A 26879-nucleotide genomic window follows, 5' to 3' on the forward strand; every position below is an offset into this window, starting at 1 on the left:
CCGGCTCAGCGTCCCCAGCGCAGCACCAGCGGATCGAGCCGGCGGGCCACCTTCAGCAAACCCTCGCGCGTGGCCGGATGCATGGGCTGCAGCGGATGACGCACGGCATCCGAACGGATCACGCCGCCCTCCTGCATCAGCACCTTGGCCGTGGCCAGCCAGCCCTGGCGGTTTTCGTAGTTGATCAGTGGCAGCCATTGCTGGTAACGGTCTGCCGCCGCTTCGGCGTCGCCGGCCTGCCAGGCGTCCAGGATCTGGCGGATGCCGTCCGGATAGCCAGCACCGGTCATGGCGCCCGTGGCCCCGGCCTCCAGGTCGGCCATCAGCGTAATGGCCTCCTCGCCGTCCCAGGGCCCCACGATGGCATCGCCGCCCAGCGCGATCAGTTCACGCAGCTTGGCGGCCGCCTGGGGCACCTCGATCTTGAAATACGACACATTGGCAAGTTCGCGGGCCATGCGCGCCAGGAACGGCGCCGACAGCGTGGTGCCGCTGACCGGCGCATCCTGGATCATGATCGGGATGTCGATGGCTGCCGATACCGTGGCAAAGAACTCGTAGATGCTGCGTTCCGGCACACGGATCGTGGCGCCGTGGTAAGGCGGCATGACCATCACCATGGCGGCGCCGGCGTCCTGCGCGGCACGGCTGCGCTCGGCACAGATGCGCGAGCTGAAATGCGTGGTGGTGACGATCACGGGCACGCGGCCGGCCACGTGGTCGAGCACGGTCGTCATCAGCAGCTGGCGCTCGTCGTCGGTCAGCACGAACTGCTCCGAGAAATTCGCCAGGATGCAGATGCCGTGCGACCCGGCATCGATCATGAAGTCGATGCAGCGGCGCTGGCCGTCCAGATCCAGCCCGCCCTGGGCATCGAAAATGGTCGGTGCCACCGGAAACACGCCACGATACTGGGCCGGGGTGGGCACCGGGGCCGGGGTCACGGTCATGCTGGTCTCCTTGTTGTCATGTGCGGCCAACTATACGGGCCGCCGGGGCGGCCTGCCTATTGAATCCTGCGCATACGGTGATCGCCTGTGGTGATCGCTCGCCGGCATGGCCGTCCGGGCCGCATGCCGGCCGTGCCGCGTTAACCCGGATATCAGCGCCACTTATCGCCGCTTCAGAAATGCTCAGTTTTCGGAGGGTACTCATCTCCGTATAGTGGACGTCACGCAGCGCAGACTGCCTACGACGGAGACAGACATGAAGACATGGATGGCCGGCACCCTGGCCGGCATCGCGGTGTTTGGCATGGCGGCGCCATGCGCCTGGGCCGACGACGCCCGCCCGATCCGCATGATGGTGGGGGCGGCCCCCGGCGGCGGCACCGACATCATGGCGCGCATCGTTTCAGACAAGCTGTCCGCCATCCTGAAGCAGCCCGTGGTGGTGGACAACCGCCCCGGCGCCTCGAACACCATCGCCGCCGACATCACGGCCAAGGCGCAGCCCGATGGCAACACGCTGCTGATGGGCGTATCGACATCGCAGGCCATTGCGCCGCACCTGCTCAAGCTGCAGTTCAACCCGTTGAAAGACCTGGTGCCCGTGGCGCTGGTGGCCCAGGTGCCCAACGTACTGGTGGTGAACACCCAGTTGCCGATCCAGGACGCGAAGACGCTGGTGGCGCAGATCCAGGCCAACCCTGACAAGTATCGCTACAGCTCGTCCGGCGTCGGCAGCACGCAGCACCTTGCGGCGGCGGCCTTTGTACACCAGATCCACGGCAAGATGCTCCACGTTCCCTACAAGAGCAGCGCCAGCGGTCTGGTGGACCTGATGGGCGGCCAGGTGGACATGAGCTTCGAGACCATGCCGTCGGTCATCAACCATATCAAGGCCGGCAAGCTGCGCGCACTGGCGGTGACCTCCGACAAGCGCTCGGCGCTGCTGCCCAACGTGCCCACGCTCAAGGAAGCCGGCGTGCCCGATATCCAGGCCAACACCTGGTACGGTGTCTACGCCACCGGCGGCACGCCGCCGGCCACGTTGCAGAAGATCAGCGCAGCCATGGCCCAGGTCATGAAGGACCCCGACACGATCCGCCGCCTGGCCGACGTGGGTGCCGTGCCCGGCGCGATGGACCCCGCCCAATTCGACGCCTTCTCGCGCAGCGAATACGCGCGCTACGGCAAGCTGATCGCCGAACTCGGCGTGAAACTCGACTGAATGGACCAAGACATGCCCCAACGTCCCCGTATTGCCATGGTGCTCGGCGATCCCGCCGGCATCGGCCCCGAACTGATTGCCCGGTTGCTGGCCGACCCCGTTGCCGCGCAGGCGCGCATCCTGCTGATCGCCGACCGCGACGAATGGCGGCGCGGCATGGAAGTGGCCGGTGTGAGCCTGTCGCTGCCCGAAGTCGATCGGCCCGACTTCCAGGGCACCGAGCAGGGCCCGCGCCTGTATCACTGGAATCTGGACGACAAACCCGCCTACCCGCGTGGCGAGGCCAGCGCGGCCGGTGGCCGCTACTGCCTGGGTACGCTGCAGCTGGCCGTGACGCTGGCCCAGGCGGGCCAGGCCGATGCCATCCTGTTCGGCCCGCTCAACAAGAGTTCGATGCACGCGGCCGGCATGGGCCACAACGACGAACTGCACTGGTTTGCCGAGAAGCTGGGCTACCGTGGCCCGTTCTGCGAATTCAATGTGCTGGACGGCCTGTGGACATCGCGCGTGACGTCGCACGTCGCCATCAAGGAAGTGCCTGCGCTGATTACCCCGGCCCGCGTGCGCGACGCCATCGACCTGATCGACAACGCGCTGCGCCGCGCCGGCGTGACCACCCCGCGCATTGCCGTATGCGGCCTGAACCCGCATAACGGCGACAACGGCGCCTTCGGCCGCGAGGAAATCGACGTGATCGGCCCGGCCGTGGCCGAGGCGCAGTCGCGCGGTGTGGCGGCGCAAGGCCCATTCCCGGCCGACACGATTTTCCTGAAGGTACAGGGCGGCCCGGACCAGCGCCAGTTCGACGCCATCGTCACGATGTACCACGACCAGGGCCAGATCGGCATCAAGCTGATGGGCTTCTCGCGCGGCGTGACGGTTCAGGGCGGCCTGCCCGTGCCGATCACCACGCCGGCCCACGGCACCGCATTCGACATCACGCAGCAGGGCCGCGCCAATCCGGGCGCCACGCTGCAAGCCTTCCACCTGGCCTGCCAGATGGGTGCCCGCCGGCTGGCGGACGCCCGCGCCGCCTGACTCCAACGCCACCAGGACTCCACCATGAAAATCACCAGCGTCCGCGCCCGCGTCTTCGAATGGAAAGGCAAGACGGTGCCGCCACAGGCGCATTTCTGCACCAACGCCACCGACATCCTGTACGACCGCGGCGACGCCATGGGGTCGTTCCGCTTCCACGGCTGGCTTGTCGTCGAGGTGGAAACCGACGACGGCCATGTGGGCATCGGCAACTGCGCGCTGGCGCCGCGCGTGGCCAAGCAGATCGTGGACCAGTACCTGGCGCCGATCCTGATCGGGCAGGACCCGTTCGACAACGAATACCTGTGGCAGAAGATGTATCGGCGCACCCATGCCTGGGGCCGCAAGGGCATCGGCATGGCGGCCATCTCCGCCGTCGATATCGCGCTGTGGGACCTGATGGGCAAGGCCACCGGCCGCCCCGTGTTCAAGCTGCTGGGCGGACGCACCAAGGAAAAGATCTGGTGCTACGCGTCGAAGCTCTACAACAACGACGACCGCGATGCCTTCCTGGGCGAGGCCCAGCGCTACCTGGACCAGGGTTTCACGGCCATGAAGATGCGCTTCGGCTACGGCCCCAAGGACGGCCCGGCCGGCATGCTGAAGAACCTGGAACAGGTGCGCCTGCTGCGCGAACTGGTGGGCGACGGCGTGGACATCATGCTCGAATGCTATATGGGCTGGACGCTCGAATACGCGCGCCGCATGGTCCCGCGCCTGGCCGAATTCAACCCGCGCTGGCTGGAGGAACCGGTCATTGCCGACGATATCGAGGGCTATGCCGAGTTGAAGAAGATGAGCCCGTTCCCGATCTCGGGCGGCGAACACGAATTCACGTCATACGGCTTCAAGGACCTGCTGGAGCGCCGCGCCGTGGACGTGATCCAGTACGACACCAACCGCGTGGGCGGCATTACCGCCGCGCAGAAGATCAACGCGATGGCCGAGGCGTGGTCGGTGCCAGTGATCCCCCACGCCGGCCAGATGCATAACTACCACCTGACCATGGCGTCCACGGCGTCGCCGATGTCGGAATTCTTCCCGGTCCACGACGTGGAGGTGGGCAACGAGCTGTTCTACTACATCTTCAAGGGCGAACCGGCGCCGGACAACGGCTACCTTCAGCTGGACGACAACCTGCCGGGCCTGGGCCTGACGCTCAACGAGGCCTATTTCGACCAGTTCGACATTATCGAGTGATTGCCGGGAGGCCCCACACCATCGTCACCTGTCGCCATAGTGATAGCGGCAGCTGACGATGGACACCGCCGCGTCGTCGGCCTTGTAGACAAGGCGGTTTGTGTCATCAATGCGCCGTGACCAAAAGCCTGTCAGGTTTCCTTTCAGGGGTTCGGGCTTGCCGATGCCTTCAAATGGAGACCGCCGCGCGTCTTCGACCAGTTGATTGATCCGTTTCAACGTCTTGCGGTCCTGGCCCTGCCAGAACAGGTACTGGTCCCACGCATCGGCCGTGAACAGGATGTTGCGCGTCATTCGGCCGCATCGTCCGGGTCGACGAGTTTCCGCTGCTGCATCTCGCCTGCGCGCAACTGTTCCATGGAACGGGCAAGGTGAGCGGCGTTCGCCGGAGAGTTCAGCAGGTAGATCGTTTCCGCCCAACTATCGTATTGCTCCTGCGACATGATCACTGCGTTCGGCGCATCCCGGCGCGTGATCAGCACGGCGTCGTGGTCTTCAATCGCCTGATCGATGACTGCCTTGAGATTGTTGCGGGCGTCTGAAAAATGAACTGTGCGCATTTCATCACTCCGAATACATGTCCAATTAGCTGTACAAGTATAGCGGCATTGGCCCGGTCCAACAGTCAACCTTGCTGAAGTTGCACTGCACAACAAATAATAGAGCGGCTTGTACCTCACGTGAGTCACCTTCGGGAGTGCTGGATGAACGAGGAAGGCAAGACCGCCGCGGCGCGCGAGCCGCTGCTGATCGACCTGGCGCTGCAGGGCGGTGGGGCCCATGGCGCCTTTACCTGGGGGGTGCTGGACCGGCTGCTGGAAGAACCGTGGCTTGATATCGACGGGATATCGGGTACGCCGGCCGCGCAGTTCCTGGCGATGCACGGCGATGCGCTGGGCAACTGCTCCTCGTTCGATCTCGACGAACTGCTGCAGGAGGTCTGACCCATGGGCTTGCTCGGCATCGTCATCGCCCTGGCGGCGATGATCTGGATGGCATTCCGTGGCTGGAGCATCCTTCTTATTGCCCCGGCCGCCGCCCTGCTGGCTGCCGCCACGGCGGGCGAGCCTCTGCTGGCACACTGGACGCAAACCTTCATGGGCACGGCGGCGGGCTTCGTGGCCCAGTTCTTTCCGCTGTTCCTGCTTGGCGCGCTGTTTGGCAAGCTGATGGACGACAGTGGATCGGTGAGCGCGATTGCCGACTGGATGACACGCACGCTGGGCCCGCGGCGCGCGATGCTGGCCGTGGTGCTGGCCGGCGCACTGCTCACCTATGGCGGGGTCAGCCTGTTCGTGGCGTTCTTCGTGCTGGCGCCGATGGCCCATGCGCTGTTTCGCGCGGCCGACATCCCGCACCGGCTGATGCCGGCGGCCATCGTGCTGGGCACTTCGACCTTCACGATGTCGGCGCTGCCCGGCACGCCGGCCATCCAGAATGCGATCCCGATGCCGTTCTTCAGCACCACGCCGTTCGCGGCGCCAGGGCTGGGCATCATCGCCAGCCTGCTGATGCTGGCGTTCGGCATGTGGTGGCTGACGCGTTGCGAAGGCGCCGCGCGGCGCAAGGGCGAAGGCTATGGCGACGGGGTGTCTGCCGGCGTGGACGGGGCGGCGGAAGTGGCCGAGGTAGCCGAACGGCCGCTGATCCGCGAGCGCGCCAGCACCGCGCACGAATTCGATCCGGCCGAAGCGCGTCACGGCCAGCGCAGTGCCGAGCCGCCCGGCGCGCTGGTGGCGCTGCTGCCGCTGATCGTGGTGATTGCCGTGAACCTGACCATGAGCCTGGTCGTGTTGCCGCGCCTTGACGCGGACTATCTGGCCCTGCCCGAATGGGGCGCCACCACCTTGCAGGCCGTGGGCGGCGTGTGGTCGGTGATCGTGGCGTTGGCGGCGGCCATCCTCTGCCTGGTGCTGCTGAACTGGCGGCGCCTGACCGCGCTGCGCGAAACCATGGGCGCAGGCGCGCACGCGGCAGCCTTGCCGGTGCTCAGCGTTGCCAGCCTGGTCGGATTTGGCGCCGTGGTGGCCGCGCTGCCGGGCTTTGCCGTGGTACGGGACTGGGTATTGTCGATCGAGGGCGGCCCGCTGGTATCGCTGGCCGTCGCCACGAACGTGCTATCGGCGCTGACCGGCTCGGCATCGGGCGGGCTGACCATCGCGCTCGACGCGCTGGGCGGCACCTATCTGACACGTGCGCTCGAAATCGGGCTCGATCCGGCTGTACTGCACCGCGTGGCCGTGATGAGCGCCGGTACGCTTGACACGCTGCCGCACAACGGCGCCGTGGTCACGCTGCTGGCCGTCTGCGGCACCACGCACAAGCAAAGCTACGGCGGCATCGTGATGGTCGGCATCGTCGGGCCGCTGCTGGCGCTGGTGGCCGTGATCGTGCTGGGTACGCTGGTCGGGTCGTTCTGACCCGGCCAGCGCTGGCTCAGGCTCAGGCCGACTGCACGCGGTAGCGTTCCAGCCAGTGGGCGTACGGCGCGGGCAGCACCCACGACGGACGCTCCACGCCCAGCTTCATCGCGGTCTGGTACGGCCAGTGCGGGTTGCCCAGCAGCGCGCGCCCCACCATCACCAGGTCCATCTGGCCTTCCTCGACCACGCGGTTTGCCACCACGGGGTCGTCGATGCCCCACGACGATGCCACCGGCAGGCCGGCCTCGCGGTGCACGCGCTCGGCGATCGGCGCCAGGAAGGCCGGACCCCAGGGAATCTTCGCATCGGGCGTCGAGAAGCCGACGCTGACGTTGAGCATGTCCAGGCCGCCTTCACGCATGGCGCGCACCAGTTCGATCGATTCCTTGAGCGTCTGCTCGTCGTTGCCGTCGTACTCGATCACCCCGAAACGGGCGGTCAGCGGCAGGTTCTGCGGCCAGACCTCGCGCACGGCGGCCAGCGTTTCCAGCAGGAAGCGGCCCCGGCCGATGGCGTCCTTGCCATATTCGTCGGTGCGTTCGTTGCCGTGGACCGAGAAGAAGCTCTGCGCCAGGTAGCCGTGCGCGAAGTGCAGCTCCAGCCATTGGAATCCGGCGTCCAGGGCGCGCTTGGCGGCGGCCACGAAATCGGCCTGCACGCGGGCGATGTCGTCGTGCGTCATCGCTTCGGGCATCTTCGACAGATTCGCGCCAAACGGCTTGGCCGACGGCGAGATCGTTTTCCAGCCACGGGCGTCGCCTTCGGGAATATGGTCGTCACCTTCCCACGGGCGGTTGGCGCTGGCCTTGCGTCCGGCGTGGGCGATCTGGATGCCGGGAACCGCACCGCCGGCCTTGATGGCCTCGGCAATGCGCGCCATGCCGACGGCCTGCTCGTCATTCCACAAACCCGTGCATCCCGGGGAGATGCGGCCTTCCGGCGACACCGCCGTGGCCTCGACGATCACCAGTCCCGCGCCGCCACGGGCCAGGCCGGCGTAATGGGACAGGTGCCAGTCGTTGGTGAAGCCATCGATGGCGCTGTACTGGCACATCGGCGGCACCGCGATGCGGTTGCGCAGCGTAACGTCTTTCAGCGTGAACGGGGTGAAAAGTGCAGGCGTAGTCATGTGTGGTCTCTGCATGTTGCAATGCAGCGATCTTAGCGATCCGTCGCTATAATGAAAACCGTCTCCGCGTTATCGCTTCAATAAGAGTTCATTATGCTTAACCCCCAATGGCTGCGCTCGTTCGCGATGCTGGCGCAAACCGGCAGCTTTACCAGCGCGGCCGACGAGCTTGGCCTGACACAGGCGGCCGTCAGCCAGCACATCCGCCATCTGGAAGACGCGCTGGGTCCGCTGCTGATCCGGCGCCCGCGCGCCCTGGAACTGACGCCGGCCGGCCGCGCGCTGCTGGAATACTGCGCCGACATGGAACTGGCGAACGACCGCCTGCGCGCCCGGCTGGTCGACGATGGCGAAAGCGGCGTGGTCGGGCTGATCACGCCCGGCAGCATTGGCCTGTTCCTGTATCCGCGCCTGCTCGACCTGCAAGCCAAGACGCCGGGCCTGATCATCCGCCACCGCTTTGCCCCCGACGCCGAAGTGCTGGAAGGCGTGCTGCAGAACCGCTTTGATGTGGGACTGGTATCGCTCAAGCCCGATGACCCCCGGGTGACCGCGACCCCGTTCAGCGAAGAGCCGCTGGAGCTGGTCTATCCGGCGGCGGAACAGGTGCAGGGCTGGGACGATCTGCAGCGCATCGGCTTTGTCGACCATCCCGACGGCAAGACCATGGCAAACCGCCTGCTAAGCCGCCATTACCCGGGCAATCCGGGCGTGCATACGCTGCCGTGCCGGGGCTTCAGCAACCAGGTGAGCCTGATGCTGGAACCGGTGGCGCGCGGCTTTGGCTTTACTGTGATCCCGCGCTATGCGCGCCAGGCTTTTGTCCAGAAGGACCAGATCCGCGTGCTGGACTGTCATGCCCCGGTGATCGACAAGCTCTGGCTGATCCACCGCTCTGAGTGGTCGCTGGCGCCGCGCGTGGGGCGTGTGGTGGACTACCTGCGCACGCAGGTGAAAGTCGCGCCGTAGGGGGCTGGGGAGGCTGACTCGCAGCGGCTCAGCCCTGGCGCGGCAGGCAGCCCAGCCGGCCAATCACATCGGCATGGGCCGGGTGCGACGCCGCCAGTGGCACGGGGTCGGCCAGCTCGAATTCGCTGAACTCGAACCCCGGCGCCACGGTGCAACCAGCCAGTGCATAGCCTGCGGGGCTTGCATCGGCCGTCCCGGCGGGCGGCACGCGCTCGGCGGCGAACCAGCAGCCAGCCGGCACCACGGCCTGGAACACGGTGCCGGGATGCACCAGGGGATTGCCGAGCCGATGCGTGACCAGCGCACCCTCGGGCGTCAGCCAGTGCACGTGGATCGGGTCTCCGGCATGGAAGTGCCAGGCCTCGTCGGCGCGAATCCGGTGCCAGGCGGAAAACGCGGTATCGCACAGCAGGTAGTAGATGGCCGTCGATGCCGAGCGCTCGGCGCCGTCGGGCACGCGCCTCACGCGGGCTGCGTCGCGGAACGTCTCGCGGTAGTAGCCGCCCTCGGGGTGCGGAATCAGGCCAAGATCGTCGATCAGGCGTTGCTGGGGCGTATCGGGCATGGCGGAACGTTGGCGCGGCAGGCGGGCCGCCACCATACCATGGGCGCCCCCCCACCCCTCGCCCGTACCCCCTCGCCCGCCATCCCCCCGATGCAGGATTTGCCAAGACATCCCCGGCGCGCTGCGCTAGTCTGCCGGGCAACTTCCGGAAATCCGCCCGCGATCCGCCAACTGGTGACGATCCGGGCCTGCAATCTGCCCACTACCCACACGATGTCGCGCCCCATTCCCGCCTGGCTGCCCGCCATGGCCTTTGTCCTGATCTGGTCCACCGGTTTTATCGTCGGCAAGGCCGTGGTGCCGGTGGCCGACACCAGCCTGTTCCTGCTGGCGCGCTTTGCGCTGGCCGCGCTGATGTTCGCCCTGGTGGCTGCCGCCGGGCGCGCCGCGTGGCCGCCGCTGGCCCAGGTGCCGCGTCATCTGCTGGCTGGTGCGCTGATGCAGGGCATCTACCTGTGCGCTGGCTATGGCGCGGTGGCGCACGGCCTGTCGCCGTCGATCATGGCGCTGCTGGGCGCCCTGCAGCCGTTGCTGACCGCCCTGCTTGCCATCCCGCTGCTGGGCGAGCAACCGTCCGCGCGCACCTGGCGCGGACTGGCTCTGGGCGCGCTGGGCGTGGGTCTGGTAGTCTTGCCAGCCATGCAGGCTGGCGCGCCGCACGCGGTTTCCCCGTGGATCGTGCTGGTCGGCGTGCTTGCGATAGTGTCGATCACGATGGGAACCCTCCTCCAGAAAACCTCGATCCGCCGCGCGGATATCCGCGCCAGCTCGGCCTGGCAGAACGCCGGGGCGCTGCTGGTGGCCGGCGTGGTCGTGAGTGCTTCCGGCGGCATCGGCGCCTTGCGCTGGGAAGGCGGCTCCACGCTGTGGATGTCGCTGGCCTGGGCCGCCGTGGTGCTGTCCGGCCTTGGCACGTGGCTTTTGCTGGGTCTGGTCCGGCGCGGCCAGGCCGCCAATGCCGCCGCGCTGATGTTCCTGGCGCCGCCGCTGGCCGCGGTGCAGGCCGCGCTGCTGTTTGGCGACCGTCTTGGTCCCGTGCAGTGGCTAGGCATGGCCATCGCCGGGGTTGGCGTCTGGCTCTGCCAGACGCAGGGCAAGCCGCGTCATGCCGAAGCTCGTTGAGCATGCCTCACCCCTGGTCGAACCGCGCCGGTATCAGCCCCGGCCGTTCGGTCACGCGCATGATTATCACCAGCTGCTGTTTGGCGTAGACGGCCAGACCGAACTGGAAATCGACGGACATGCGTACCGGGTGGATGGCACGCACGGCCTGGTCATTCCAGCCGGCATGCACCACCTGTGCAGCGGCCTGACCGACAACCTGCAACTGGTGGCCGACTTCCCGTCCAGCTCCGTGGCCCTGCCCGCGCGGCTGATGGCAACGCCACGCATGTTCGCCATGGATGCCGCGTTCGCCACCCGGGTCCGCAGGCTCGCCACCGCACAGCAGGCATCGGACAATGTTCCGGCCCAGCACGCCTGGCAACAGGCGGCGGCGCTGGCGGGCGGCCTGTCCGCCATGCTCGGTCTCGACGACCGGCAGGCCGATGCGGCGCGGTTTCCTGTCGGCGCCATCGATCACTACCTGCGCGCGCATCTGTCCACGCCGTTACGGGTTGACCAGCTCGCCGCGCGCATCGGCTGGGGACCGAGGCGCTTTCACACGCTGTTCTGCGAGGCGTTCGGTGACACCCCCCACGGCTACCAGACACGCCTGCGGCTGGACCAGGCCGTGCAGTGGCTGATGGCCGGCGCGATGCCGCTGGCCGATATCGCGTCCGGTGTCGGCTATCCCGACCAGACCACGTTCACGCGCGCGTTCGCGCGCCGCTTTGGCATGCCGCCGGCCGCCTGGCGCATGGCCGCAGCGGCCTGACGCGCAAGTTTTACAAAGCCGGGCAAGCGGCACACGAGACGCATCGACCCGATCGGCCCCAGCCCTTGAAAGCCACGGGCTTACGCGACCGGTACGGAACTTGCGAAGCGTATCGTTCGCCATGACGATCGATGCCGAACCCTCCCTGCTACGCCCGGGCCACAATTGCTGGCGCGTGGCCCCCTGCACGCGACTGGCCATGCTTGTCGATGGCGATGCGTACTTCCCGGCGCTGCGCCAGGCACTGACGCGCGCAGAGCACAGCATCTTTATCCTCGGCTGGGACATCGACAGCCGCATGCGGCTGCAGCCGGACAACCCGGACGACCCAACGCCATCCGACGGCCTGCCCGCCGAACTGCGCGACTTCCTCAATGCCCTGTGCCGCCGCCGAAGGGGCCTGCGCGTCTACGTGCTGAGCTGGGACTACGCGATGGTGTTCGCGCTGGAGCGCGAATTCCTGCCGGCCGCCAAAGAGCACTGGCAAACGCACCGGCGACTGTCTTTCTGCCTGGACGGCAACCATCCGGTGGGCGCCTCGCATCACCAGAAGGTGGTGGTCGTCGATCATCGGCTGGCGTTTGTGGGCGGACTGGACCTGACCATCCGGCGCTGGGATACCCGCCACCACCTGCCCGACGATCCGCGCCGCGTGGACCCGGATGGCAAGCCCTATGCGCCCTTTCACGACGTGCAGTGCATGGTGGACGGCGCGGCCGCCCAGGCGCTGGGCGAACTGGCCGCCGAGCGATGGCTGCGTGCGACCGGCCGGCATCCGCGCGTGCCGACTGCGGCCAGTGTATCGGCCTCCACCGACCCATGGCCCGAACAGATCGCGCCCGATATCACCAACGTGCCGGTGGGCATCAGCCGCACCTTTCCCGCGCGCGACGACGAACCGGGCATCGGCGAGATCCGCACGCTGTACACCGATGCGATTGCCGCCGCCCGCGACAGCATCTATCTCGAAAACCAGTACTTCAGTTCCGGGCTGATCGCCGACGCGTTTGCCGGCCGGTTGCGCGAGCCCGACGGGCCCGATATCGCACTGGTGTCGCGCCGAACCGAAAGCGGCTGGCTCGAAGAAGCCAGCATGGGCGTGCTGCGCGCGCGCCTGTATCGTGGGCTGCGCCAGGCTGACCCGGATGGGCGCTTCCAGTTGTATTGTCCGCACATACCGGGGCTGGGCGATGCCTGCGTCAACGTGCATAGCAAGGTCATGGCCGTGGACGACCGCCTGCTGACCATCGGCTCCGCCAACTTGAGCAACCGGTCTTTCGGGCTCGATACCGAGTGCAACCTGGTGATCGAATCCCGGGGCGACCCACGCGCTGCCGCAGCCATCCGCGCCATGCGCGACCGCCTGCTGTGCGAACACCTGGCCGTGACGCCTGCAGCGCTGCACCAGGCCATGTCCGCGCACCCGCGTCTGAACGCCGCGCTGGCTGCGCTGCATCGGCCCGATGGGCGCACGCTGCAGCCGTTTGCGCCGGCCGTGCCCGACGACTTGGATGCCGCGCTGCCCGATGCCACCCTGCTCGATCCGATGGAACCCATCGACGCCGAACAGGTGATGACCGAATTCGTCAGCCACGAGGCCCGCCCTCATGTCGCCAGCCGCGTGGCGCTGCTGGTGGCCTTCGTGCTGGTGCTGGCCGGCGTGGTCTTTGCCTGGCGCTATACGCCGCTGCGCGAATGGGCCGACTTCCGGCATGTGCTGGCGCTGATGCACCGCGTGGACGACATGCCGCTGGCGCCGCTGGCGATGATGGGCGCATTCGTGGCTGGCGGGCTGGCGCTGTTCCCGGTCACCGTGCTGATCGTGGTGACCGTGGTGGTATTCGGCCCCCTGCACGGAGGCGCGATCGCGCTGGCGGGCACCGTACTGAGCACGGCGGCCGGCTACACCGTGGGACGCCTGCTGGGACGCAACGCCGTGCAGCGTTTTGGCGGCAGGCGCCTGAATCGCCTGAGCCAGCAGGTAAGCCAGCACGGGCTGCTGGCCATGGTGGTGCTGCGGCTGGTGCCCGTGGCGCCGTTTACGCTGGTCAACCTGGTGGTGGGCGCGTCGCGCATCCGCTTGCGCGATTGCCTGCTGGGCACGGCCATCGGCATGTCGCCGGGCATCATCGTCTCTGCGTCGCTGGTGGATCGCATCGCCGCCTTCGCCCGCAATCCCGACCCCATGACGTTTGCGCTGCTTGCGCTTGTACTGCTGATTCCCGCCGCACTATGGTGGGTGTTGCGGCGCCGGCGCCAGCGGCGCGGCCGGGCGGCGCATGGGCATGGGCGTGCTGGCGCCGGTTCGCAATCGCCGCATTGCTGCCGTCCGCCGTCAGGCGAGGGAGCCCGATGACTGCCCGCGATCCAGACCACGCGCCGCCAGCCGCGCTGCAGGCCGATATCGCGGTGGCAAGCTACAACATCCATGGCGGCGTTGGCACCGACGGGCACTTCGTGCCCAAGCGCATCTGCGAGGTCATCCACGAACTGCGGGCCGACATGATCGCCCTGCAGGAAGTGGAGACGCGTGGCACGGGCTTCGACATGCTGCGCTTCCTGTCCCAGCACACCGGCCTGCACGCGATTCCCGGGCCGACGCTGGTGCGCGACGATGGCGACTACGGCAACGCGCTGCTGACGCGCTATGCGCCGATGCGGGTGCGCCAGATCGACCTGAGCGTAAAGGGGTGCGAACCGCGTGGCGCCATCGACGCACTGCTGGAATGCAATGCCATCGGGTCCGGCACGTTCCTGCTGCGCGTGATCGCCACGCACCTGGGCCTGCGGCCCGGCGAACGCCGCTGGCAGGTACGGCGCCTGCTGACCGCGCTGGCCGAGGCCCCGGCGCAGCCGACCATCCTGCTTGGCGACGTCAACGAGTGGTTCCTGTGGGGGCGCCCGCTGCGCTGGCTGCACGCGTACTTCGAGCGCACGCCGCATGTGTCGACATTTCCGTCGCGGCTGCCGTTCCTGGCGCTGGATCGCATCTGGACCTCGCCACGCGCGCACCTGGTGGCGGTGTCCAGCCATCGCACGCCGCTGGCGCGGCTGGCGTCCGATCACCTGCCGCTGCTGGCGCAGATGCGGCTCACTTCAGGATAGCAACCGTTGCAGTATGATCGCCCGTGCTCATACAACACCAAGGGAGACAACGATGCACGAGAAGGCAGCAACGGCCATGAAGATGCTGGCCGCCACGGCGGCGCTGGGATGGAGCCTGGCCTACGCACAACCCGCGCAACCCACGCAACCCACGCAGCCGCTGCAGGCGAAAGAAGGCGATGTGGAAGTGCGCGACTTCCGCTTCCAGAACGGCCAGACGCTGCCGGCCGTGAAGCTGCACTACGCCACACTGGGCACGCCCACGCGCGGGGCCGACGGCAAGGTCAACAATGCGGTACTGCTGCTGCACGGCACCACCGGCACCGGGCGCGCCTTCCTGACGCCGCTGATGCAGAAGGAACTGTTCGCGCCGGGCCAGCCGCTGGACGCGTCGCGCTACTACATCATCATGCCGGACGGCCTGGGCCGTGGCGGATCGAGCAAACCCAGCGACGGCCAGCGCACCGGTTTTCCGCGCTATGGCTACACCGACGTGGTGGAAGGCCACTACCGGCTGCTGACCGAAGGCCTGAAGGTTGACCACCTGCGGCTGGTGCTGGGCACGTCGATGGGCGGCATGCAGACCTGGATCTGGGGCGAGCGCCATCCCGACATGATGGACGCGCTGATGCCCGTTGCCAGCCAGCCCGTCGCCATGTCCGGCCGCAACTGGCTGTGGCGCCGCACGCTGATCGAGGCCATCCGCAACGACCCCGACTGGAACGGCGGCAACTACACCCGCCAGCCCACCCGCTGGACCACCGCGGTGCCGGTCTTCGCACTGATGACGCAAAGCGCCGCCACGCTGCAGAAGGCCGCGCCCACCCGCGACCAGGTGAACCAGTACTTCGACAAGGCTGTGGCCGATAGCCGCAGCTTCGATGCCAACGACTACCTGTACTGGTTCGAGTCGTCATGGGACTACAACCCCGAGCCCGACCTGGGCAAGATCCGCGCGCCGCTGTACGCCGTGAACTTTGCCGACGACATGATCAACGCGGTGGACCTTGGCGTCATGCAGCGCACCGTGCCCAGGGTGCCGCGCGGCCGCTTCGTCGAGATGCCAGAAAGTGAACATACGTTCGGCCACCAGACGCTGCAGCACCCCGAGGTATGGAAGCCTTACCTGGTGGAACTGCTGCAGGGATTACCCGCAGCGAAGTAACGGGGCAACGCAGCGGACGAACAGAAGTCACCCGCTGCACTGCAATGCCGGCACGCGCGTCAGGGCGCGTCCGGCATGGCGTGCATCCGTTGCCGCAGGGCCGCAATACGGGTATTTCGCTAGGCAGGCGCGCTAGATTGGGGCCATGCCGGTGCCTATACTGACTTGCACACCGTGCATGTCATGGAGCGTGGACGTGTGCTTCCGATAATTACGGGCGGGTGAATGGTGGCCCCGGGAGGACGCCGCCGAAGGTCATGTCGATACGGCCTGCCCATGAACAGGAAAAGTGGAGATGGGCATGCCCAGCGAACAGTTCCTTGCAACCCAGGAAACCCGCCGCTCGGGGCTGCGTGCCTTGCGGGCGGCATTGCTCCAGGTCCACAAGGAGGTCATCGGCTATGACCGCGGCCAGTATGAAAGATTGCATGGCCCGATTCCCGCAGGACAGTTCGTGCAGCTGGTGACGGAAGAATCGTTCTTCCGCTGGCTCGATCCGTTGTCGCGCCTGATCATCGAGATCGATGAGGAACTCGACGGCGACGAGCACCATGACGAAACGTGCCGCGCCGTGGCGGGCGCCACGCAGAAGCTGTTCAGCGAGCACGGCGACCAGGCATTCCGCCGGCGCTACCAGGAAGCCCTGCAGGACGAGGCTTCCGTCACGGTGGCACACGGGCGGCTGATGTCTGTGATCGGCCAGTTGCGCCAGTTGCCATAACTTCACGCATTGCCCCACGCGTTGCCCCGCACATTGCCCGGACGGGCCGCCAGCTAGCGGCCCCTGCCGCCACCGCGGTAGCCACCCCGGTAACCGCCGCCATACCCGCCCCTGTATCCGCCGCCGTAGCCTCCGCCGTAGCCGTGGTATCCACCGTAGTAGCCACCGCGGTATCCACCGTGGTAGCCGCCGTGGTAGCCATACCCGCCACGGTAGCCATAGCCCCTGTATCCGTAGTAACCCCGATATCCGCAGCAGCCATAGCCGAACCAGACGCTGCCATACACGGGCCAGCCCGCGTAGCCATATGGATATCCGTAGGGATAGCCGGCGTAATAGCCCCCGTAGCCTCCGTAATAGTTGCCGTAGTAATACGGATAGGCGGGGTACCCGCTGTAGAACGTGCCGTAGGCGTTGACCGGATAGCTGCCCGAATCGCCCGTGCCGGAATAGCTGCTGTAGCTGCCGGCATAGCTGCCGTAGCCGCCATAGCCGCCATAGGCCGGGTCATAGCCCGGATAGGCCACGCACCCACCCAGCACCAGGGCAACTCCAGCCACGATTCCCGCCAGCTTGCCGCGTTTGGCAACCATTTCCCGTCTCCCGACTGCCCTTCGGGGCGCGCCCGCCTGCGCGTGCGCCCAGCTACTTGATTCTATTGCTTATTCGTCGGCAGACAAGGTTGCCCCGGGCCGGGCGCTCAGGCCCCCGATTGCCCCAGGGCGCCGCCAAAGCGGTAGCGCTTTCCCGGATGCCATAGCACCACCACCGATGCCACCGCGCCGCGCGAGAAGGTGCGCCGGCGCAGCACCAGCGCGGGCTCGGCGGTCTCGATCAGCAGCATCTCCGCCACATCGGCACCGGGCAGCAGCGCTTCGATCTGGTACTCGGCGCGCTGCAGCGGCGCCACACGCATCAGGTGTTCGTTCGGTGTGATGGCGCTGAAATCGGCGTCCATGTAGTCCGGCGCCACGGCGGGGTTGACCCAGCGATCCTCGACCTGGATCGGCGCATCGTTCTCGAAGTGAAGGATGACCGAGTGGAACAGCGTGCTGCGCTCCGCCACGCCGAACTGGCTCGCCAGGCTGCGCGTGGCGCGTTGCCGTTCCAGCCGGTACAGGCTGCTGCGGTGGCGGTGCCCCCGGGCGCGAATTTCCTCGGCGATGCTGCGGATCTCCACCACCGTGGCCTGGTAGCGCTGCTCCGCGACGAACGTACCCGCGCCCTTGCGCCGCACCAGGATCTGCTCGGCCTCCAGTTCGTTGAGCGCCCGGTTGACCGTCATGCGCGATACCGCGAAGGTTTCCGCCAGCCGCAGTTCCGGCGGTATGGCCTCGCCCTCGCGCCATACCCCGGCGGCAATCTGTTCCTGCACGTAGTCCTTGATGCGCTGGAATGCCGGCGTGGCCGCATCGCTGGGTCGGACGTTCGGACTGGTTGGCATGAGGCTCCCCTGCGCTCGACACAGGCGTTGGTGAATGGGGTGACGCGACGCGGGCGGCGTGACCCGCAACAGTGAAATGTGCCGCGCGTCTCACGCACGGCCCGCGCGCTCGCGCACAGCCCCGGTGCCACCGGCACCAGGCGCGTGCGGTTTCGCATCTTATGAGAAATCCGCTTTCCCATATGCGAAAAGTTGTCTATACAGTATCAGACAGCTTCGCTACGATCAGTCTATACAAGTCGATCCACAGTACAAGGGTCGCGACAGGATCGGCAGGGTCAAAATTGCAATCGAACTGGAAATACGGGGAGTCTCGCGTGAACCGTTACGTACTCAGGCCGGCATCGTGGCGGCTGCCGCTGCTGGCCGTCACCGCCATCCCGGCACTCATCTCCGCGCTCGCGGTCATGCCACGGACAGCGCAGGCACAGCCCGACGACTACCCGACACGCCCGGTGCGAATCGTGGTGCCGTTCGCCGCTGGCGGCGTGGCCGACGCACTGCCCCGGCTGGTGGGACAGAAGCTGTCCGAGCAATGGGGCAAGCCCGTGCTGGTGGACAACAAGCCCGGCGCGGCCGGCAACATCGGCATGGAGACCGTCGCCCGTGCCGCGCCTGACGGATATACGCTGGGCCTGGCGCCGGCGGGCAACCTGACCGTCAATCCGATCCTGTTCCGCAAGCTCGGCTTCGAGACCCGCGACTTCGTACCCGTGACGATGCTGGCCGCATCGCCCAATGTGCTGGTGGTCAACCCATCCGTGCCGGCGCGCTCGCTCAAGGAGCTTGTCACGTATGCGAAAGCCCATCCGGGGCAGTTGAACTTTGCATCGCCGGGCAATGGCAGCGGCGCGCATCTGGCTGGCGAACTGCTCAACCTCGAAGCGGGCGTGAAGACCGTCCACGTGCCCTACAACGGCATGGCGACGGCGCTGAACGACGTGCTGGGCGGACAGGTGCAGATGATGTTCGGCGGCATATCCACCGTCCTCCAGCATGTACGCACCGGCAAGCTTGTGGCCCTGGCCGTAGCGGGCCCACACCGGCTGCCGCAGTTGCCCAACGTGCCGACCGTGGCGGAATCGGGCTATCCGGGCTTTGACGTGACGTCCTGGTACGGCCTGGTGGCCCCCAAGGGCACGCCCGACAGCGTGGTCCGCAAATGGCAGAAGGATGTCGCCGCCGTGCTGCGCGACCCCGACGTGAAGCAGAAGCTGGACGGCCTGGGGCTGGAACCCGTGGGCAGCACCAGCCAGGCCTTCGGCGAGACCATCGCCACCGAAACCACGAAATGGCGCGCCATCGTCCATCGCGCGAACATTCCCCCGCTGCAGTAAGGAGACCCCCGTGAACGAGTTGTACCTGACCTACCTGAACGGCCCCGACGTGGCCGAACTGGCGCTGACCGACGCCGAGATCCTTGCCGCAGTGGAGGCCGCGCTGGCCGCGCAGGGCCGTGGCGAGACAGTGATCGAGCCGCGCGTGCATCTGGTACCGGAATCGTCGGACAAGGGGCACTTCAACGTGCTGCGCGGCTTTATCAAACCGCTGCACGTGGCGGGCGTGAAGGTCGTCTCCGACTACGTCGACAACTACAGGCAGGGGCTGCCGTCCGAGATGGCCCTGCTGAACCTGTTCGATCCCGACAATGGCACCCCGCTGGCCGTGATCGACGCCACCGCCATCACCGACATGCGCACCGGTGCCGTGACCGCGCTGGGCGCCAGGCACCTTGCGCGCAAGGACAGCAAGGTGCTGGGCCACATTGGCGCACGGGGCACGTCGTACTGGAACGTGCGGCTGCTTGATTCGCTGTTCGACTTCGACGAGATCCGCGTGCATTCGCGCCGGCCCGAAAGCCGCGATGCCTTTGCCGCCCGGCTGACGCGCGACCTGGGCAAGCCGGTGATCGTGACCGATGACTGGGAATCTTGCGTGCGCGACGCCGATATCGTGGTGGAAGCCTCGCGGCTGCCCGAGCCCACGCCGATGCTGCTGACCGAATGGATCAAGCCGGGCGCGCTGGTGATTCCCTACGGCACCATGAGCGCGGTGGAACTGTCGCTGACCGACATCATGAGCAAGATGGTGGTGGACGACTGGGGCCAGTGCCGCAAGGGCCTGCCATTCGGCGCGCTGCGCCAGCACGTGGACAGCGGCCGGCTGAACGAGGAAAACCTGCACGCCGAACTGGGCCAGATCGTGGCCGGCCTGAAGCCGGGCCGCGAGCGCGACGACGAGACGATCCTGTTCTGGCATCGCGGCCTGTCCACCACCGACATCGCACTCGGCCATGCCATGCTGACCAAGGCCCGCGCCATGGGCCTGGGGCAGACGCTGCGCTTTGCCTGAGATGGCCGCCGGCATTGCCTCGTTCCGCATGTACAACGCCACGCCGGCCGTCACCGGGGCGTGGCACGCGCTGTTCTCGCGCGTGTTCGCCGACCTGTCGTGGCCGGTGGACGTGGTGCCATTCGCCTGGCCCGCGCCGCTGCCATCACTGTGGCAACGGCCCGATCTGGTCTGCGGCTTCATGTGCGGACTGCCGTTCGCGCAGGGCATGGCACCGGTGGTGCCGCTGGTGGTGCCGGTGCCCTCTCCCCCCGCCTATGACGGCCTGCCGCGCTATCGCAGCGAACTGCTGGTGCGCGCCGGCAGCGGCTGGCAAACGGTGGAAGACACCTTCGGCCACCGCTTCGGCTGGATGGCCCGGCACTCCCAGTCGGGCTACCACGCCGCCCGGCAACTGCTGGCGCCGTTTGCCAGCGAGCGAGGTGCACTGTTTTCAGAATCGATCGGCCCGCTGGACACGCCCATGCGCGCACTGACCGCCCTGCGCGAGCGGCAAATCGATATCACGGCGCTGGACAGCTATTTTCTGGATCTGGTCCGGCGGCATGAGCCGGGGCTGCTCGACGGACTCCAGACCATCGCGTGGACGCCCTGGACGCCGAATCCGTTGCTGGTGGCGTCTGGTCATCTGGCGGCGACCGCGCGGGAACAACTGATCGCACGGTTGTGTGGGTTGCATGAGGACGACATCTACGCGCCGCTGCTTGATGCGGTGCTGGTGGGGCGATTTGTGCGGCCGGTGGTGAAAGCGTACGAGGCGCTGGCGGATAGGGCCAGCGGCGCCGGCGAGGATCTGGAGATTCGGTAAACGCGCGCAAGTTCGGGCATCAATGCACACCGGACTGAACCTATAATCCGCAACCACCGGCACCGCCCTCGACGGCGAAGCCGAAGCCCAACAAACACTCACCTGCCCACTCGCCCTGCCATGCGCCCCATTCGCCAGCGTACCGCCCGCGCCGTTCTCTCGTTCGCACTGACCACCAGCCTTGCCGTCGCAGTGCCCGCGCTGATTGCGCCCATCGCCCTTGCGCAACCGGCGCCGGTAGCGTGGCAGATGGCTACCGAGTATCCGGCCACGTCGATGCCTGGCGAGGGATTGAGCACGTTTGCACAGGAGGTAGCCGCCCGCACGCAGGGCGCGCTGGCTCCGCATGCAACCTTTGATGCGGCGGCGGGATACAAATCGGCGCAGATGCCGGCCGCGATTCGCGATGGCAAGCTGCAGGTCGGCGACGCATTCGGCGGGGCCCTGGGTGAAGTCGATCCGATCTTCCTGCTGTCGTCGCTGCCGTTTGTCGCCACGTCAGTCGACCAGGCCCATCGACTGGCCGATCTGGCGCGCGCCGATTACGCCAGGGCCTTCGAAAAGCAGGGGCAGCGCCTGCTCTACATCACGCCGTGGCCGCCCACCGGGCTTTGGTCGCGCAATGCAGTGGGGTCGCTCGACGCGCTACTCGCCTTGTCGGTGCGTGCCTACGACGAGACGTCGGCCGAAGTCATGCGCGCAGCTGGCGCCAAGGCGCAGAGCCTGTCGTTTGCCGATGCCATGCCGCGCCTGAAGGACGGCTCGGTCAATGCCGTGCTGTCGTCGGGCGATGGTGGCGCGGGCCGCAAGCTTTGGGATTACCTGCCCCACTTCACGGCCATCGGCTATGCCATGCCGCTATCGTTCACGACGATCAACCTCGCTGCGTGGCAGGCCCTGACGCCCGCCCAGCGCGACGCCGTCGCGGCGGCGGGCAAGGCGACCGAAGACCGCCAGTGGGCCAGGCTGAACACGCGACTGGCGGAGAACACCGCCCGCATGCATGCCAATGGCGTCACGATCGAAGACCATCCGGCACCGGCCGTGCAGCAGGCCCTGCGCGACGCCGGCACGAGCGCGATCGGGCTCTGGCAATCCCGCGTCGGTGAACGCGGCGCGGCCTTGCTGAAAACGTACCTCAGTACCGAGGCTGGCTTGCGCTAGTTCGGTCTGGGTATCCCCGGCACGGTATCGCACGCAACGGCCGCCGTCTCCTCAGATGGCGGGACGCACCGCCACCCACCCTTCCACTTCGCTGGCGGCGGCAACTTGCTGGCCGATCGAATCGCCCAGGCGCGTGGCATCGGCATGGATCGAGTCGTGCCTGACTTCAGATACGCCATGCACGCCCGATCCCGCTGCGGCGGCTACCGCCACGTGTCCGGCCACGGCGCCGGCACCGGCCGTTTCGGCAACACCGGGCATATGGCCGCTATCGGCATCGGCGTTGAAAGTCTGCAGCGGCACGGCCACGCCGTTGGCCGGCTTGTACGAAATCCGCACCTGCGTCACCACCTGGCTCTTGCCGGCACCCAGGCCAATCAGCAGGCGGCGACGGCCGCTGCCTTCGTCGATCTTGCGAAAATCGCCGTCGACGATCACGGCGTTGACGCCGGCCGGTGCCGGTGCGTCGGACCGCACCGCGTTCAGTCCCTTGGCCCGCAGCGTACGAACGATCTCGTCAGCCACCTGCTCGCGCGCCTCGGCTGCAGCCTCCGACTGTTCGCTGGCAGCCGAACCACCGGTAGCCATCGTCTTCACCTTCTGCATCATGCCGCCGTCAAGCTGCACCTGGCCGGCGTCGGCATGGAAAGCGTGTACGTAGATCACGTCCGCCTGCACCGATTCCATCAGGCCAGGCTGGTTGAGGCCGGTCACGCCGGCGTTGGCGTAGCCGGCAGCCAGCATCGCGCCGGTGGCGAATGCTGCGATGGTCAGGCGCTTGGTCTGGGCGGCGATGGTCTGGAAAGTGGTTTGCATCTCGACATCCTTCGTGGGGTTGGTCATCGCGCCTGACTTCTGCGGGTGTGCATGGCGGCGCGGTGACCAGAGTATGGAAAACACGCGCGCCAATCGCCAGGCAGCAATTATTTCGCCGGATGTCACGGGAGATGCGTACCGGCATGGCATGGGACAGACAGCGGGCAGGCAAGTGGCGGACCTTTCCGCGCCGCCACGAAAATGTGCCGCATACGCCGCGCAAACTTATGTCGCCCGGGCCAGCCGGCAGCCTTCGAAATTGCCCGCAAACCGTTGCCCGGCGCGGATCTCCGGACCATGACATGGGGCGACATACTTCCCACATGGCGTGCTGTCCGATCGCCCCCTACAGTTGGCTCACCGACGCCGCGACTGCCAAGCCAGGCGTCACCGCCAAACCGAAAGGACGATCATGCAACTCCATAAAATCACCCTCCTGGTCACCGGCTTTGTCGTGGCCGCGTCGATGGTCGAGGCCGCGTTCCTGGCCCGCAAGGCCCGCCAGCAAGGCAAGACCTATCCGTGGCACGAAATGGGCCTATCGCTGGTCGACATGATCGGCCGCAAGCTGATGGCATTCCTGCCGCTGTCACTGGCCACGCCGATCTTCGCGCTGGCCTGGCAGCACCGCATCTTCACCGTGGAGATCAACAGCGCGCTGGCCGTGCTGCTGCTCTTCCTCGGCCAGGAATTCTGCTACTACTGGTACCACCGCGCGTCGCACCGCATCCGCTTCTTCTGGGCCACGCACGCCGTGCACCACTCGCCCAATGAACTGACGCTGGGCACCGCCTATCGTCTGGGCTGGACCGGCAAGATCACCGGCACCGCCATCTTCTTCGCCCCGCTGGTGTTCCTGGGCGTGCGCCCCGAAGTGGTACTCGCCACGCTGAGCCTGAACCTGCTCTACCAGTTCTGGCTGCACACCACCTGGATTCCCAAGCTCGGCTGGCTCGAATACGTGTTCAACACCCCCTCGGCCCACCGTGTGCACCATGCCTCGAATGTTGACTATCTCGATGCCAACTACGGCGGCGTGCTGATCATCTTCGACCGCCTGTTCGGTACCTACGTGGCAGAGCGCGATGACGAACCGTGCCGCTTCGGCCTGGTACACCCGACCACCACGCACAACCCGCTGGTCAACCAATTCGAACACTGGATCAGCCTGGGCAAGGACATGCTGGCATCGGGCAACGTGCTGAACGCCTTGGGCTACCTGCTGATGCCTCCGGGCTGGGCACCGAACGGCCAGGGCACCACGACCGAAGCACTGCGCCAGCAGCAGAAGCTGCAACAGAGGCAGCAAGGACAGCAGATCGACACGGCAATGGAGGGCAAGGTGGCAGTTGCGCAGTAACGGGGAGGCGCAGCGGCGGGAAAACGGGCAGCGAGTGCTGCCCGTTCTGCTTTTCGCAGGCCACCAATGCCCGCAGACTGGCGGCCGTACACCGCTTGCCGGATACCTCCTACCGCGCCGCCCAATACTCCCGGAACGCCCGGCGCGGATCGTCCTGCGCGCGCGTGGCCGACGCATCGCCGTCGAACACCAGCGTGGTGCGGCGCGCCGCCGTATAGGCGGGCCATGCCGGGGTACGCGGATTGGTGGGGTCGCCCGTCGCCGCGAAGCTGATCCAGGCACTGGCCAGCTGGTCGGCCAGTCGCAGGCTGGCATCGCTGGGCCCGTTGAGCCCCAGGCGGACATCGTGCAGGCTCGGCCCGATATCCACGCCATGCGGCGCGCCGTAGCGGCCGCCATATGCCGGGCTGGGTGTCTTCCACAGGTACGTCCAGACCGGCGCCCCCTTGCCGGTGGCGTGCGCGGCCGCCTTGCGGTCACTCTGCAACTGGGCGCCGCGCCGGAACGTCATGTCGGTATCGATGCGGGCCTGCAGCACGAATGGCGTGGCGCGCGGGTCTTCGTCGCGATACATCGCCACCAGCTTCGCGGCATCGTCTCCGACACGGTCCTGGGCAAAACGCAGCAGCCCCGCTTCATCGAGATCGAAATTCACCTGGCGATACGCGCGCTCGTCGAGCGTGGTACTGACAATCATCGGCACCTGGGCCGACATGGGCGGGGCATCGGGATCAAATGGATGGCGCGGAATCGCCACACCGTCCACCACCGGCGCAAACGCGCGCGGCGCCTCGCCCTTTACGCGGTCGGCGTATTCGAACCGCATCTGCACCGCCAGCAACTGCTCGAACGGCATCGTGTGCAGGCGGTCGAGCGAACCCTTGCCGGCTTGCAGCGCCGCCAGGTACTTGCCGGTCACCTCGGTGGACTGCGCCGCCGTCATGACACGGATACCCGACCCGCTCATCACACCGGCACGATGAAACAGCCCCTGTGCCGATGGCATTGCCATCAGCGTGCTGGTCTTCAGCCCGCCGCCGGACTGGCCGAAGACCAGCACGCGCGACGGATCGCCGCCAAACGACTCCGCGTTCTCGCGCACCCAGCGCAGCGCCGCCACGATATCGAGCATGCCCACCGCCCCCGACTGCGCATAGCGCTCGCCGCCAATTTCGGCCAGGTTGAGGTAGCCGAACGCGCCCAGCCGATGGTTGATGGTGATGAACACGACATCGCCGAAGCGCGCCATCATCTCGCCGTCGAACTGCGGCGAGTTGCCCGATCCCGCATAGAACCCGCCGCCGTGCAGGTGCACCAGCACCGGACGCTTCGCCCCTTTGGCGGGCGACGGCGTCCACAAATTCAACACCAGGCAGTCTTCGCCCATGCCGCCGGGCTGCAGGTCGTAGGCGATCAGGTCGGCATACGCACGCCGCCGGTCTGCCGGCAGCTGGGGCGCATAGTTGCCGTAGGCGGTGGCATCGCGCACGCCGCTCCACTTCTGCACGGGTTGCGGCGGCAGGAACCGATTGGCGCCACTGGTATCGGCACCGTAGCGCAGGCCCTTGAACACGTGCACGCCGCCCGATTTGAGTCCGCGCACCTTGCCGTTGGCCGTCTCGACCACCGAGAACACCGGATCTTCGGTCATCGCCCGCGCCCCATCCGCCACCGTGCTGCCCGCCGCCAGCGCGGCCGCCGACTTCAGCCACTGCCGCCGCGACATTCCCCTCTGTCCCATTGCTGCCCCCTTTGTGGTTTCGCTCTGTCTTTTTGTCGTGAGTTGTCCTGCTCCAGCCTGTGCCGCTGTCAGCGGCCGGTGAATGCCGGGCGGCGCTTCTCCTTCCAGGCCAGCGCCCCTTCCCGGATATCGTCCGACTGCGTGGCGCGGCGAATGTCGTCGGCCAGCGCTTGCGCATCCAGGTCCCCTCGCGCAATGGCATTCAGGTGCTGCTTCATGCCTTGCACGGCGATCGGTGCCAGGCCCGCGACCGTCTCGGCCAGCTGGCTGCTGCGCTCGCGTAGCCGGTCGGCTGGCAGCAGTTCGGTCAGGAAGCCGCACGACAGCATCTCGGGCGCCTGGATCTTCTCTGCCGTCAGGAACAGGCGCTTGGCCTGGTTCAGGCCCAGCCGCGTGACGTAGCGGCGCATGCCGCGTTCATAGAAATGCAGGCCCAGCCGCGCGGCCGGCATGAACATCTCCACGGCATCGGTGCCCAGCCTGAAGTCGCAGGCCAGCGACAGGTCGGTGCCGCCTCCGTAGACCCCGCCCTGGATCTCGGCGATGGTCACGGCACGGCAATCCTCCAGCGCATTGACCAGCGGCTCGAACCCCGCGCCGCGCTGGCCGGCGGCCAGCTTGCCGATATCGAAGCCACTGCAGAAGTACTTGCCCGTGCTGCGCAGGATCACCGCGCGGACGCCACTGGCATTGATGGTGTCGATGTGCTGCAGCAATGCCTGCAGGTCGTCGGGGCCCAGCCGGTTGGCCACGTCGGGACGCTGCAGCGTCAGCGTGGCGACATGGGCGGAAATATCAAGGGTGGGAAGCGAACCTTCGGATGCCATGCGT

General features: G+C 67.1%; 26 protein-coding genes and 1 pseudogene. 17 read left to right on the top strand and 10 right to left on the bottom strand.

The annotated features are described in order from the left end of the window. Positions 1 to 5: 5 nt before the first annotated feature. Positions 6 to 950: a dihydrodipicolinate synthase family protein gene (locus tag A9J21_RS24800; RefSeq protein WP_066740516.1), complete on the bottom strand. Its 945-nt coding sequence runs from the start codon at positions 948 to 950 to the stop codon at positions 6 to 8. A gap of 256 nt (positions 951 to 1206) precedes the next feature. On the opposite strand from A9J21_RS24800, the gene A9J21_RS24805 reads away from it, so the two are divergent. Genes A9J21_RS24805 through A9J21_RS24815 form a run of 3 tightly spaced genes read left to right on the top strand, consistent with a single transcriptional unit; the run spans position 1207 to position 4410 of the window. Beyond that, positions 1207 to 2172, top strand: a complete 966-nt coding sequence (locus A9J21_RS24805) for a tripartite tricarboxylate transporter substrate binding protein (protein ID WP_066740280.1) — start codon at positions 1207 to 1209, stop codon at positions 2170 to 2172. Positions 2173 to 2184: 12 nt separating this feature from the next. Further along, complete coding sequence (locus tag A9J21_RS24810) at positions 2185 to 3210, top strand: 4-hydroxythreonine-4-phosphate dehydrogenase PdxA (protein ID WP_066740518.1); 1026 nt, start codon at positions 2185 to 2187, stop codon at positions 3208 to 3210. Between the two features lie 24 nt (positions 3211 to 3234). Beyond that, entirely contained in the window at positions 3235 to 4410 is a 1176-nt protein-coding gene (locus A9J21_RS24815; protein WP_066740283.1) for an L-rhamnonate dehydratase, read from the top strand. Positions 4411 to 4434: 24 nt separating this feature from the next. Here A9J21_RS24815 and A9J21_RS24820 read toward each other — a convergent pair whose 3' ends face one another. Beyond that, the gene (locus A9J21_RS24820) at positions 4435 to 4704 is read right to left on the bottom strand and encodes a Txe/YoeB family addiction module toxin (RefSeq protein ID WP_066740284.1); all 270 of its coding nucleotides are present in this window, start codon (positions 4702 to 4704) and stop codon (positions 4435 to 4437) included. Continuing rightward, positions 4701 to 4970 (bottom strand): type II toxin-antitoxin system Phd/YefM family antitoxin, encoded by a 270-nt coding sequence (locus A9J21_RS24825; RefSeq protein ID WP_066740286.1) that lies wholly within the window; start codon positions 4968 to 4970, stop codon positions 4701 to 4703. Before A9J21_RS24825 ends, A9J21_RS24820 begins: the two co-directional genes overlap by 4 nt. A gap of 144 nt (positions 4971 to 5114) precedes the next feature. On the opposite strand from A9J21_RS24825, the pseudogene A9J21_RS24830 reads away from it, so the two are divergent. Together A9J21_RS24830 and A9J21_RS24835 are read left to right on the top strand one after the other, a co-directional pair. Continuing rightward, a pseudogene (locus tag A9J21_RS24830) lies at positions 5115 to 5273 on the top strand (patatin-like phospholipase family protein); the annotation flags it as partial. Positions 5274 to 5357: 84 nt separating this feature from the next. Next, positions 5358 to 6830 carry a GntP family permease gene (locus A9J21_RS24835; protein ID WP_066740294.1) on the top strand — a complete coding sequence of 491 codons (1473 nt, stop codon included), beginning with the start codon at positions 5358 to 5360 and terminating at the stop codon, positions 6828 to 6830. A 22-nt stretch (positions 6831 to 6852) separates the two neighbouring features. On the opposite strand, the gene A9J21_RS24840 is transcribed toward A9J21_RS24835, so the two are convergent. Beyond that, positions 6853 to 7962 carry an NADH:flavin oxidoreductase/NADH oxidase gene (locus A9J21_RS24840; protein ID WP_066740296.1) on the bottom strand — a complete coding sequence of 370 codons (1110 nt, stop codon included), beginning with the start codon at positions 7960 to 7962 and terminating at the stop codon, positions 6853 to 6855. A 93-nt stretch (positions 7963 to 8055) separates the two neighbouring features. On the opposite strand from A9J21_RS24840, the gene A9J21_RS24845 reads away from it, so the two are divergent. Continuing rightward, the gene (locus A9J21_RS24845; RefSeq protein ID WP_066740298.1) at positions 8056 to 8931 is read left to right on the top strand and encodes a LysR family transcriptional regulator; all 876 of its coding nucleotides are present in this window, start codon (positions 8056 to 8058) and stop codon (positions 8929 to 8931) included. Positions 8932 to 8959: 28 nt separating this feature from the next. On the opposite strand, the gene A9J21_RS24850 is transcribed toward A9J21_RS24845, so the two are convergent. Next, positions 8960 to 9496 carry a cupin domain-containing protein gene (locus A9J21_RS24850; protein WP_066740520.1) on the bottom strand — a complete coding sequence of 179 codons (537 nt, stop codon included), beginning with the start codon at positions 9494 to 9496 and terminating at the stop codon, positions 8960 to 8962. Positions 9497 to 9709: 213 nt separating this feature from the next. On the opposite strand from A9J21_RS24850, the gene A9J21_RS24855 reads away from it, so the two are divergent. The 6 genes from A9J21_RS24855 to A9J21_RS24880 all read left to right on the top strand — a co-directional run bounded on the left by A9J21_RS24855 (position 9710) and on the right by A9J21_RS24880 (position 16363). Further along, positions 9710 to 10618, top strand: coding sequence for a DMT family transporter (locus A9J21_RS24855; protein ID WP_066740300.1), 909 nt, complete (start codon positions 9710 to 9712; stop codon positions 10616 to 10618). Next, positions 10602 to 11372, top strand: coding sequence for an AraC family transcriptional regulator (locus A9J21_RS24860; RefSeq protein ID WP_066740301.1), 771 nt, complete (start codon positions 10602 to 10604; stop codon positions 11370 to 11372). Before A9J21_RS24855 ends, A9J21_RS24860 begins: the two co-directional genes overlap by 17 nt. Before the next feature lie 121 nt (positions 11373 to 11493). After that, positions 11494 to 13728 (top strand): VTT domain-containing protein, encoded by a 2235-nt coding sequence (locus tag A9J21_RS24865; RefSeq protein WP_066740303.1) that lies wholly within the window; start codon positions 11494 to 11496, stop codon positions 13726 to 13728. Beyond that, a complete protein-coding gene (locus tag A9J21_RS31735; RefSeq protein ID WP_066740305.1) occupies positions 13725 to 14477 on the top strand; it encodes an endonuclease/exonuclease/phosphatase family protein in 753 nt (250 codons plus the stop codon). The genes A9J21_RS24865 and A9J21_RS31735 overlap by 4 nt, the downstream gene beginning before the upstream one ends. A 52-nt stretch (positions 14478 to 14529) precedes the next feature. Beyond that, entirely contained in the window at positions 14530 to 15642 is a 1113-nt protein-coding gene (locus tag A9J21_RS24875) for an alpha/beta fold hydrolase (protein WP_066740306.1), read from the top strand. A gap of 295 nt (positions 15643 to 15937) precedes the next feature. Next, positions 15938 to 16363, top strand: a complete 426-nt coding sequence (locus tag A9J21_RS24880) for a hypothetical protein (RefSeq protein ID WP_066740307.1) — start codon at positions 15938 to 15940, stop codon at positions 16361 to 16363. Between the two features lie 53 nt (positions 16364 to 16416). Here the strand turns inward: A9J21_RS24880 and A9J21_RS31175 are convergent, their stop codons facing one another. Both A9J21_RS31175 and hutC read right to left on the bottom strand, forming a co-directional pair. After that, positions 16417 to 16956, bottom strand: coding sequence for a hypothetical protein (locus tag A9J21_RS31175; RefSeq protein ID WP_082926592.1), 540 nt, complete (start codon positions 16954 to 16956; stop codon positions 16417 to 16419). Positions 16957 to 17063: 107 nt separating this feature from the next. After that, positions 17064 to 17807 (bottom strand): histidine utilization repressor, encoded by a 744-nt coding sequence (hutC, locus tag A9J21_RS24890; protein ID WP_066740308.1) that lies wholly within the window; start codon positions 17805 to 17807, stop codon positions 17064 to 17066. A gap of 317 nt (positions 17808 to 18124) precedes the next feature. On the opposite strand from hutC, the gene A9J21_RS24895 reads away from it, so the two are divergent. The 4 genes from A9J21_RS24895 to A9J21_RS24910 all read left to right on the top strand — a co-directional run bounded on the left by A9J21_RS24895 (position 18125) and on the right by A9J21_RS24910 (position 22131). Next, the gene (locus A9J21_RS24895) at positions 18125 to 19144 is read left to right on the top strand and encodes a tripartite tricarboxylate transporter substrate binding protein (protein ID WP_231907031.1); all 1020 of its coding nucleotides are present in this window, start codon (positions 18125 to 18127) and stop codon (positions 19142 to 19144) included. 10 nt (positions 19145 to 19154) lie between these two features. Next, positions 19155 to 20159, top strand: a complete 1005-nt coding sequence (locus tag A9J21_RS24900; RefSeq protein WP_066740309.1) for an ornithine cyclodeaminase family protein — start codon at positions 19155 to 19157, stop codon at positions 20157 to 20159. Position 20160: 1 nt separating this feature from the next. After that, complete coding sequence (locus tag A9J21_RS24905) at positions 20161 to 20967, top strand: phosphate/phosphite/phosphonate ABC transporter substrate-binding protein (RefSeq protein WP_066740311.1); 807 nt, start codon at positions 20161 to 20163, stop codon at positions 20965 to 20967. Positions 20968 to 21087: 120 nt separating this feature from the next. After that, the gene (locus tag A9J21_RS24910) at positions 21088 to 22131 is read left to right on the top strand and encodes a TRAP transporter substrate-binding protein (protein WP_066740313.1); all 1044 of its coding nucleotides are present in this window, start codon (positions 21088 to 21090) and stop codon (positions 22129 to 22131) included. Between the two features lie 51 nt (positions 22132 to 22182). Here the strand turns inward: A9J21_RS24910 and A9J21_RS24915 are convergent, their stop codons facing one another. Continuing rightward, positions 22183 to 22974, bottom strand: a complete 792-nt coding sequence (locus tag A9J21_RS24915) for a DUF4410 domain-containing protein (RefSeq protein ID WP_231907032.1) — start codon at positions 22972 to 22974, stop codon at positions 22183 to 22185. 385 nt (positions 22975 to 23359) lie between these two features. On the opposite strand from A9J21_RS24915, the gene A9J21_RS24920 reads away from it, so the two are divergent. Next, a complete protein-coding gene (locus A9J21_RS24920; protein ID WP_066740314.1) occupies positions 23360 to 24307 on the top strand; it encodes a sterol desaturase family protein in 948 nt (315 codons plus the stop codon). 109 nt (positions 24308 to 24416) lie between these two features. On the opposite strand, the gene A9J21_RS24925 is transcribed toward A9J21_RS24920, so the two are convergent. Continuing rightward, on the bottom strand, positions 24417 to 26033 hold the full coding sequence (locus A9J21_RS24925) for a carboxylesterase/lipase family protein (RefSeq protein ID WP_231907033.1): 1617 nt from the start codon (positions 26031 to 26033) through the stop codon (positions 24417 to 24419). An 83-nt stretch (positions 26034 to 26116) separates the two neighbouring features. After that, a complete protein-coding gene (locus A9J21_RS24930; RefSeq protein ID WP_066740315.1) occupies positions 26117 to 26875 on the bottom strand; it encodes an enoyl-CoA hydratase/isomerase family protein in 759 nt (252 codons plus the stop codon). Positions 26876 to 26879 lie beyond the last annotated feature (4 nt).

The organism is Cupriavidus sp. D384 (assembly GCF_001652915.1).
In the GTDB taxonomy this organism is placed as follows: domain Bacteria; phylum Pseudomonadota; class Gammaproteobacteria; order Burkholderiales; family Burkholderiaceae; genus Cupriavidus.

Excerpts from the sequence above, each read along its gene's own strand:
- A9J21_RS24865 (WP_066740303.1), top strand. The coding sequence starts at position 11,494 with ATGACGATCGATGCCGAACCCTCCCTGCTACGCCCGGGCCACAATTGC.
- A9J21_RS24860 (WP_066740301.1), top strand. The coding sequence starts at position 10,602 with ATGCCGAAGCTCGTTGAGCATGCCTCACCCCTGGTCGAACCGCGCCGG.
- A9J21_RS24845 (WP_066740298.1), top strand. The coding sequence starts at position 8,056 with ATGCTTAACCCCCAATGGCTGCGCTCGTTCGCGATGCTGGCGCAAACC.
- A9J21_RS24840 (WP_066740296.1), bottom strand. The coding sequence starts at position 7,962 with ATGACTACGCCTGCACTTTTCACCCCGTTCACGCTGAAAGACGTTACG.
- A9J21_RS24880 (WP_066740307.1), top strand. The coding sequence starts at position 15,938 with ATGGGCATGCCCAGCGAACAGTTCCTTGCAACCCAGGAAACCCGCCGC.
- A9J21_RS24875 (WP_066740306.1), top strand. The coding sequence starts at position 14,530 with ATGCACGAGAAGGCAGCAACGGCCATGAAGATGCTGGCCGCCACGGCG.
- A9J21_RS24925 (WP_231907033.1), bottom strand. The coding sequence starts at position 26,033 with ATGTCGCGGCGGCAGTGGCTGAAGTCGGCGGCCGCGCTGGCGGCGGGC.
- A9J21_RS24920 (WP_066740314.1), top strand. The coding sequence starts at position 23,360 with ATGCAACTCCATAAAATCACCCTCCTGGTCACCGGCTTTGTCGTGGCC.
- hutC (WP_066740308.1), bottom strand. The coding sequence starts at position 17,807 with ATGCCAACCAGTCCGAACGTCCGACCCAGCGATGCGGCCACGCCGGCA.
- A9J21_RS31175 (WP_082926592.1), bottom strand. The coding sequence starts at position 16,956 with ATGGTTGCCAAACGCGGCAAGCTGGCGGGAATCGTGGCTGGAGTTGCC.
- A9J21_RS24800 (WP_066740516.1), bottom strand. The coding sequence starts at position 950 with ATGACCGTGACCCCGGCCCCGGTGCCCACCCCGGCCCAGTATCGTGGC.
- A9J21_RS24825 (WP_066740286.1), bottom strand. The coding sequence starts at position 4,970 with ATGCGCACAGTTCATTTTTCAGACGCCCGCAACAATCTCAAGGCAGTC.
- A9J21_RS24805 (WP_066740280.1), top strand. The coding sequence starts at position 1,207 with ATGAAGACATGGATGGCCGGCACCCTGGCCGGCATCGCGGTGTTTGGC.
- A9J21_RS24855 (WP_066740300.1), top strand. The coding sequence starts at position 9,710 with ATGTCGCGCCCCATTCCCGCCTGGCTGCCCGCCATGGCCTTTGTCCTG.
- A9J21_RS31735 (WP_066740305.1), top strand. The coding sequence starts at position 13,725 with ATGACTGCCCGCGATCCAGACCACGCGCCGCCAGCCGCGCTGCAGGCC.
- A9J21_RS24905 (WP_066740311.1), top strand. The coding sequence starts at position 20,161 with ATGGCCGCCGGCATTGCCTCGTTCCGCATGTACAACGCCACGCCGGCC.
- A9J21_RS24835 (WP_066740294.1), top strand. The coding sequence starts at position 5,358 with ATGGGCTTGCTCGGCATCGTCATCGCCCTGGCGGCGATGATCTGGATG.
- A9J21_RS24930 (WP_066740315.1), bottom strand. The coding sequence starts at position 26,875 with ATGGCATCCGAAGGTTCGCTTCCCACCCTTGATATTTCCGCCCATGTC.
- A9J21_RS24820 (WP_066740284.1), bottom strand. The coding sequence starts at position 4,704 with ATGACGCGCAACATCCTGTTCACGGCCGATGCGTGGGACCAGTACCTG.
- A9J21_RS24915 (WP_231907032.1), bottom strand. The coding sequence starts at position 22,974 with ATGACCAACCCCACGAAGGATGTCGAGATGCAAACCACTTTCCAGACC.
- A9J21_RS24815 (WP_066740283.1), top strand. The coding sequence starts at position 3,235 with ATGAAAATCACCAGCGTCCGCGCCCGCGTCTTCGAATGGAAAGGCAAG.
- A9J21_RS24810 (WP_066740518.1), top strand. The coding sequence starts at position 2,185 with ATGCCCCAACGTCCCCGTATTGCCATGGTGCTCGGCGATCCCGCCGGC.
- A9J21_RS24910 (WP_066740313.1), top strand. The coding sequence starts at position 21,088 with ATGCGCCCCATTCGCCAGCGTACCGCCCGCGCCGTTCTCTCGTTCGCA.
- A9J21_RS24850 (WP_066740520.1), bottom strand. The coding sequence starts at position 9,496 with ATGCCCGATACGCCCCAGCAACGCCTGATCGACGATCTTGGCCTGATT.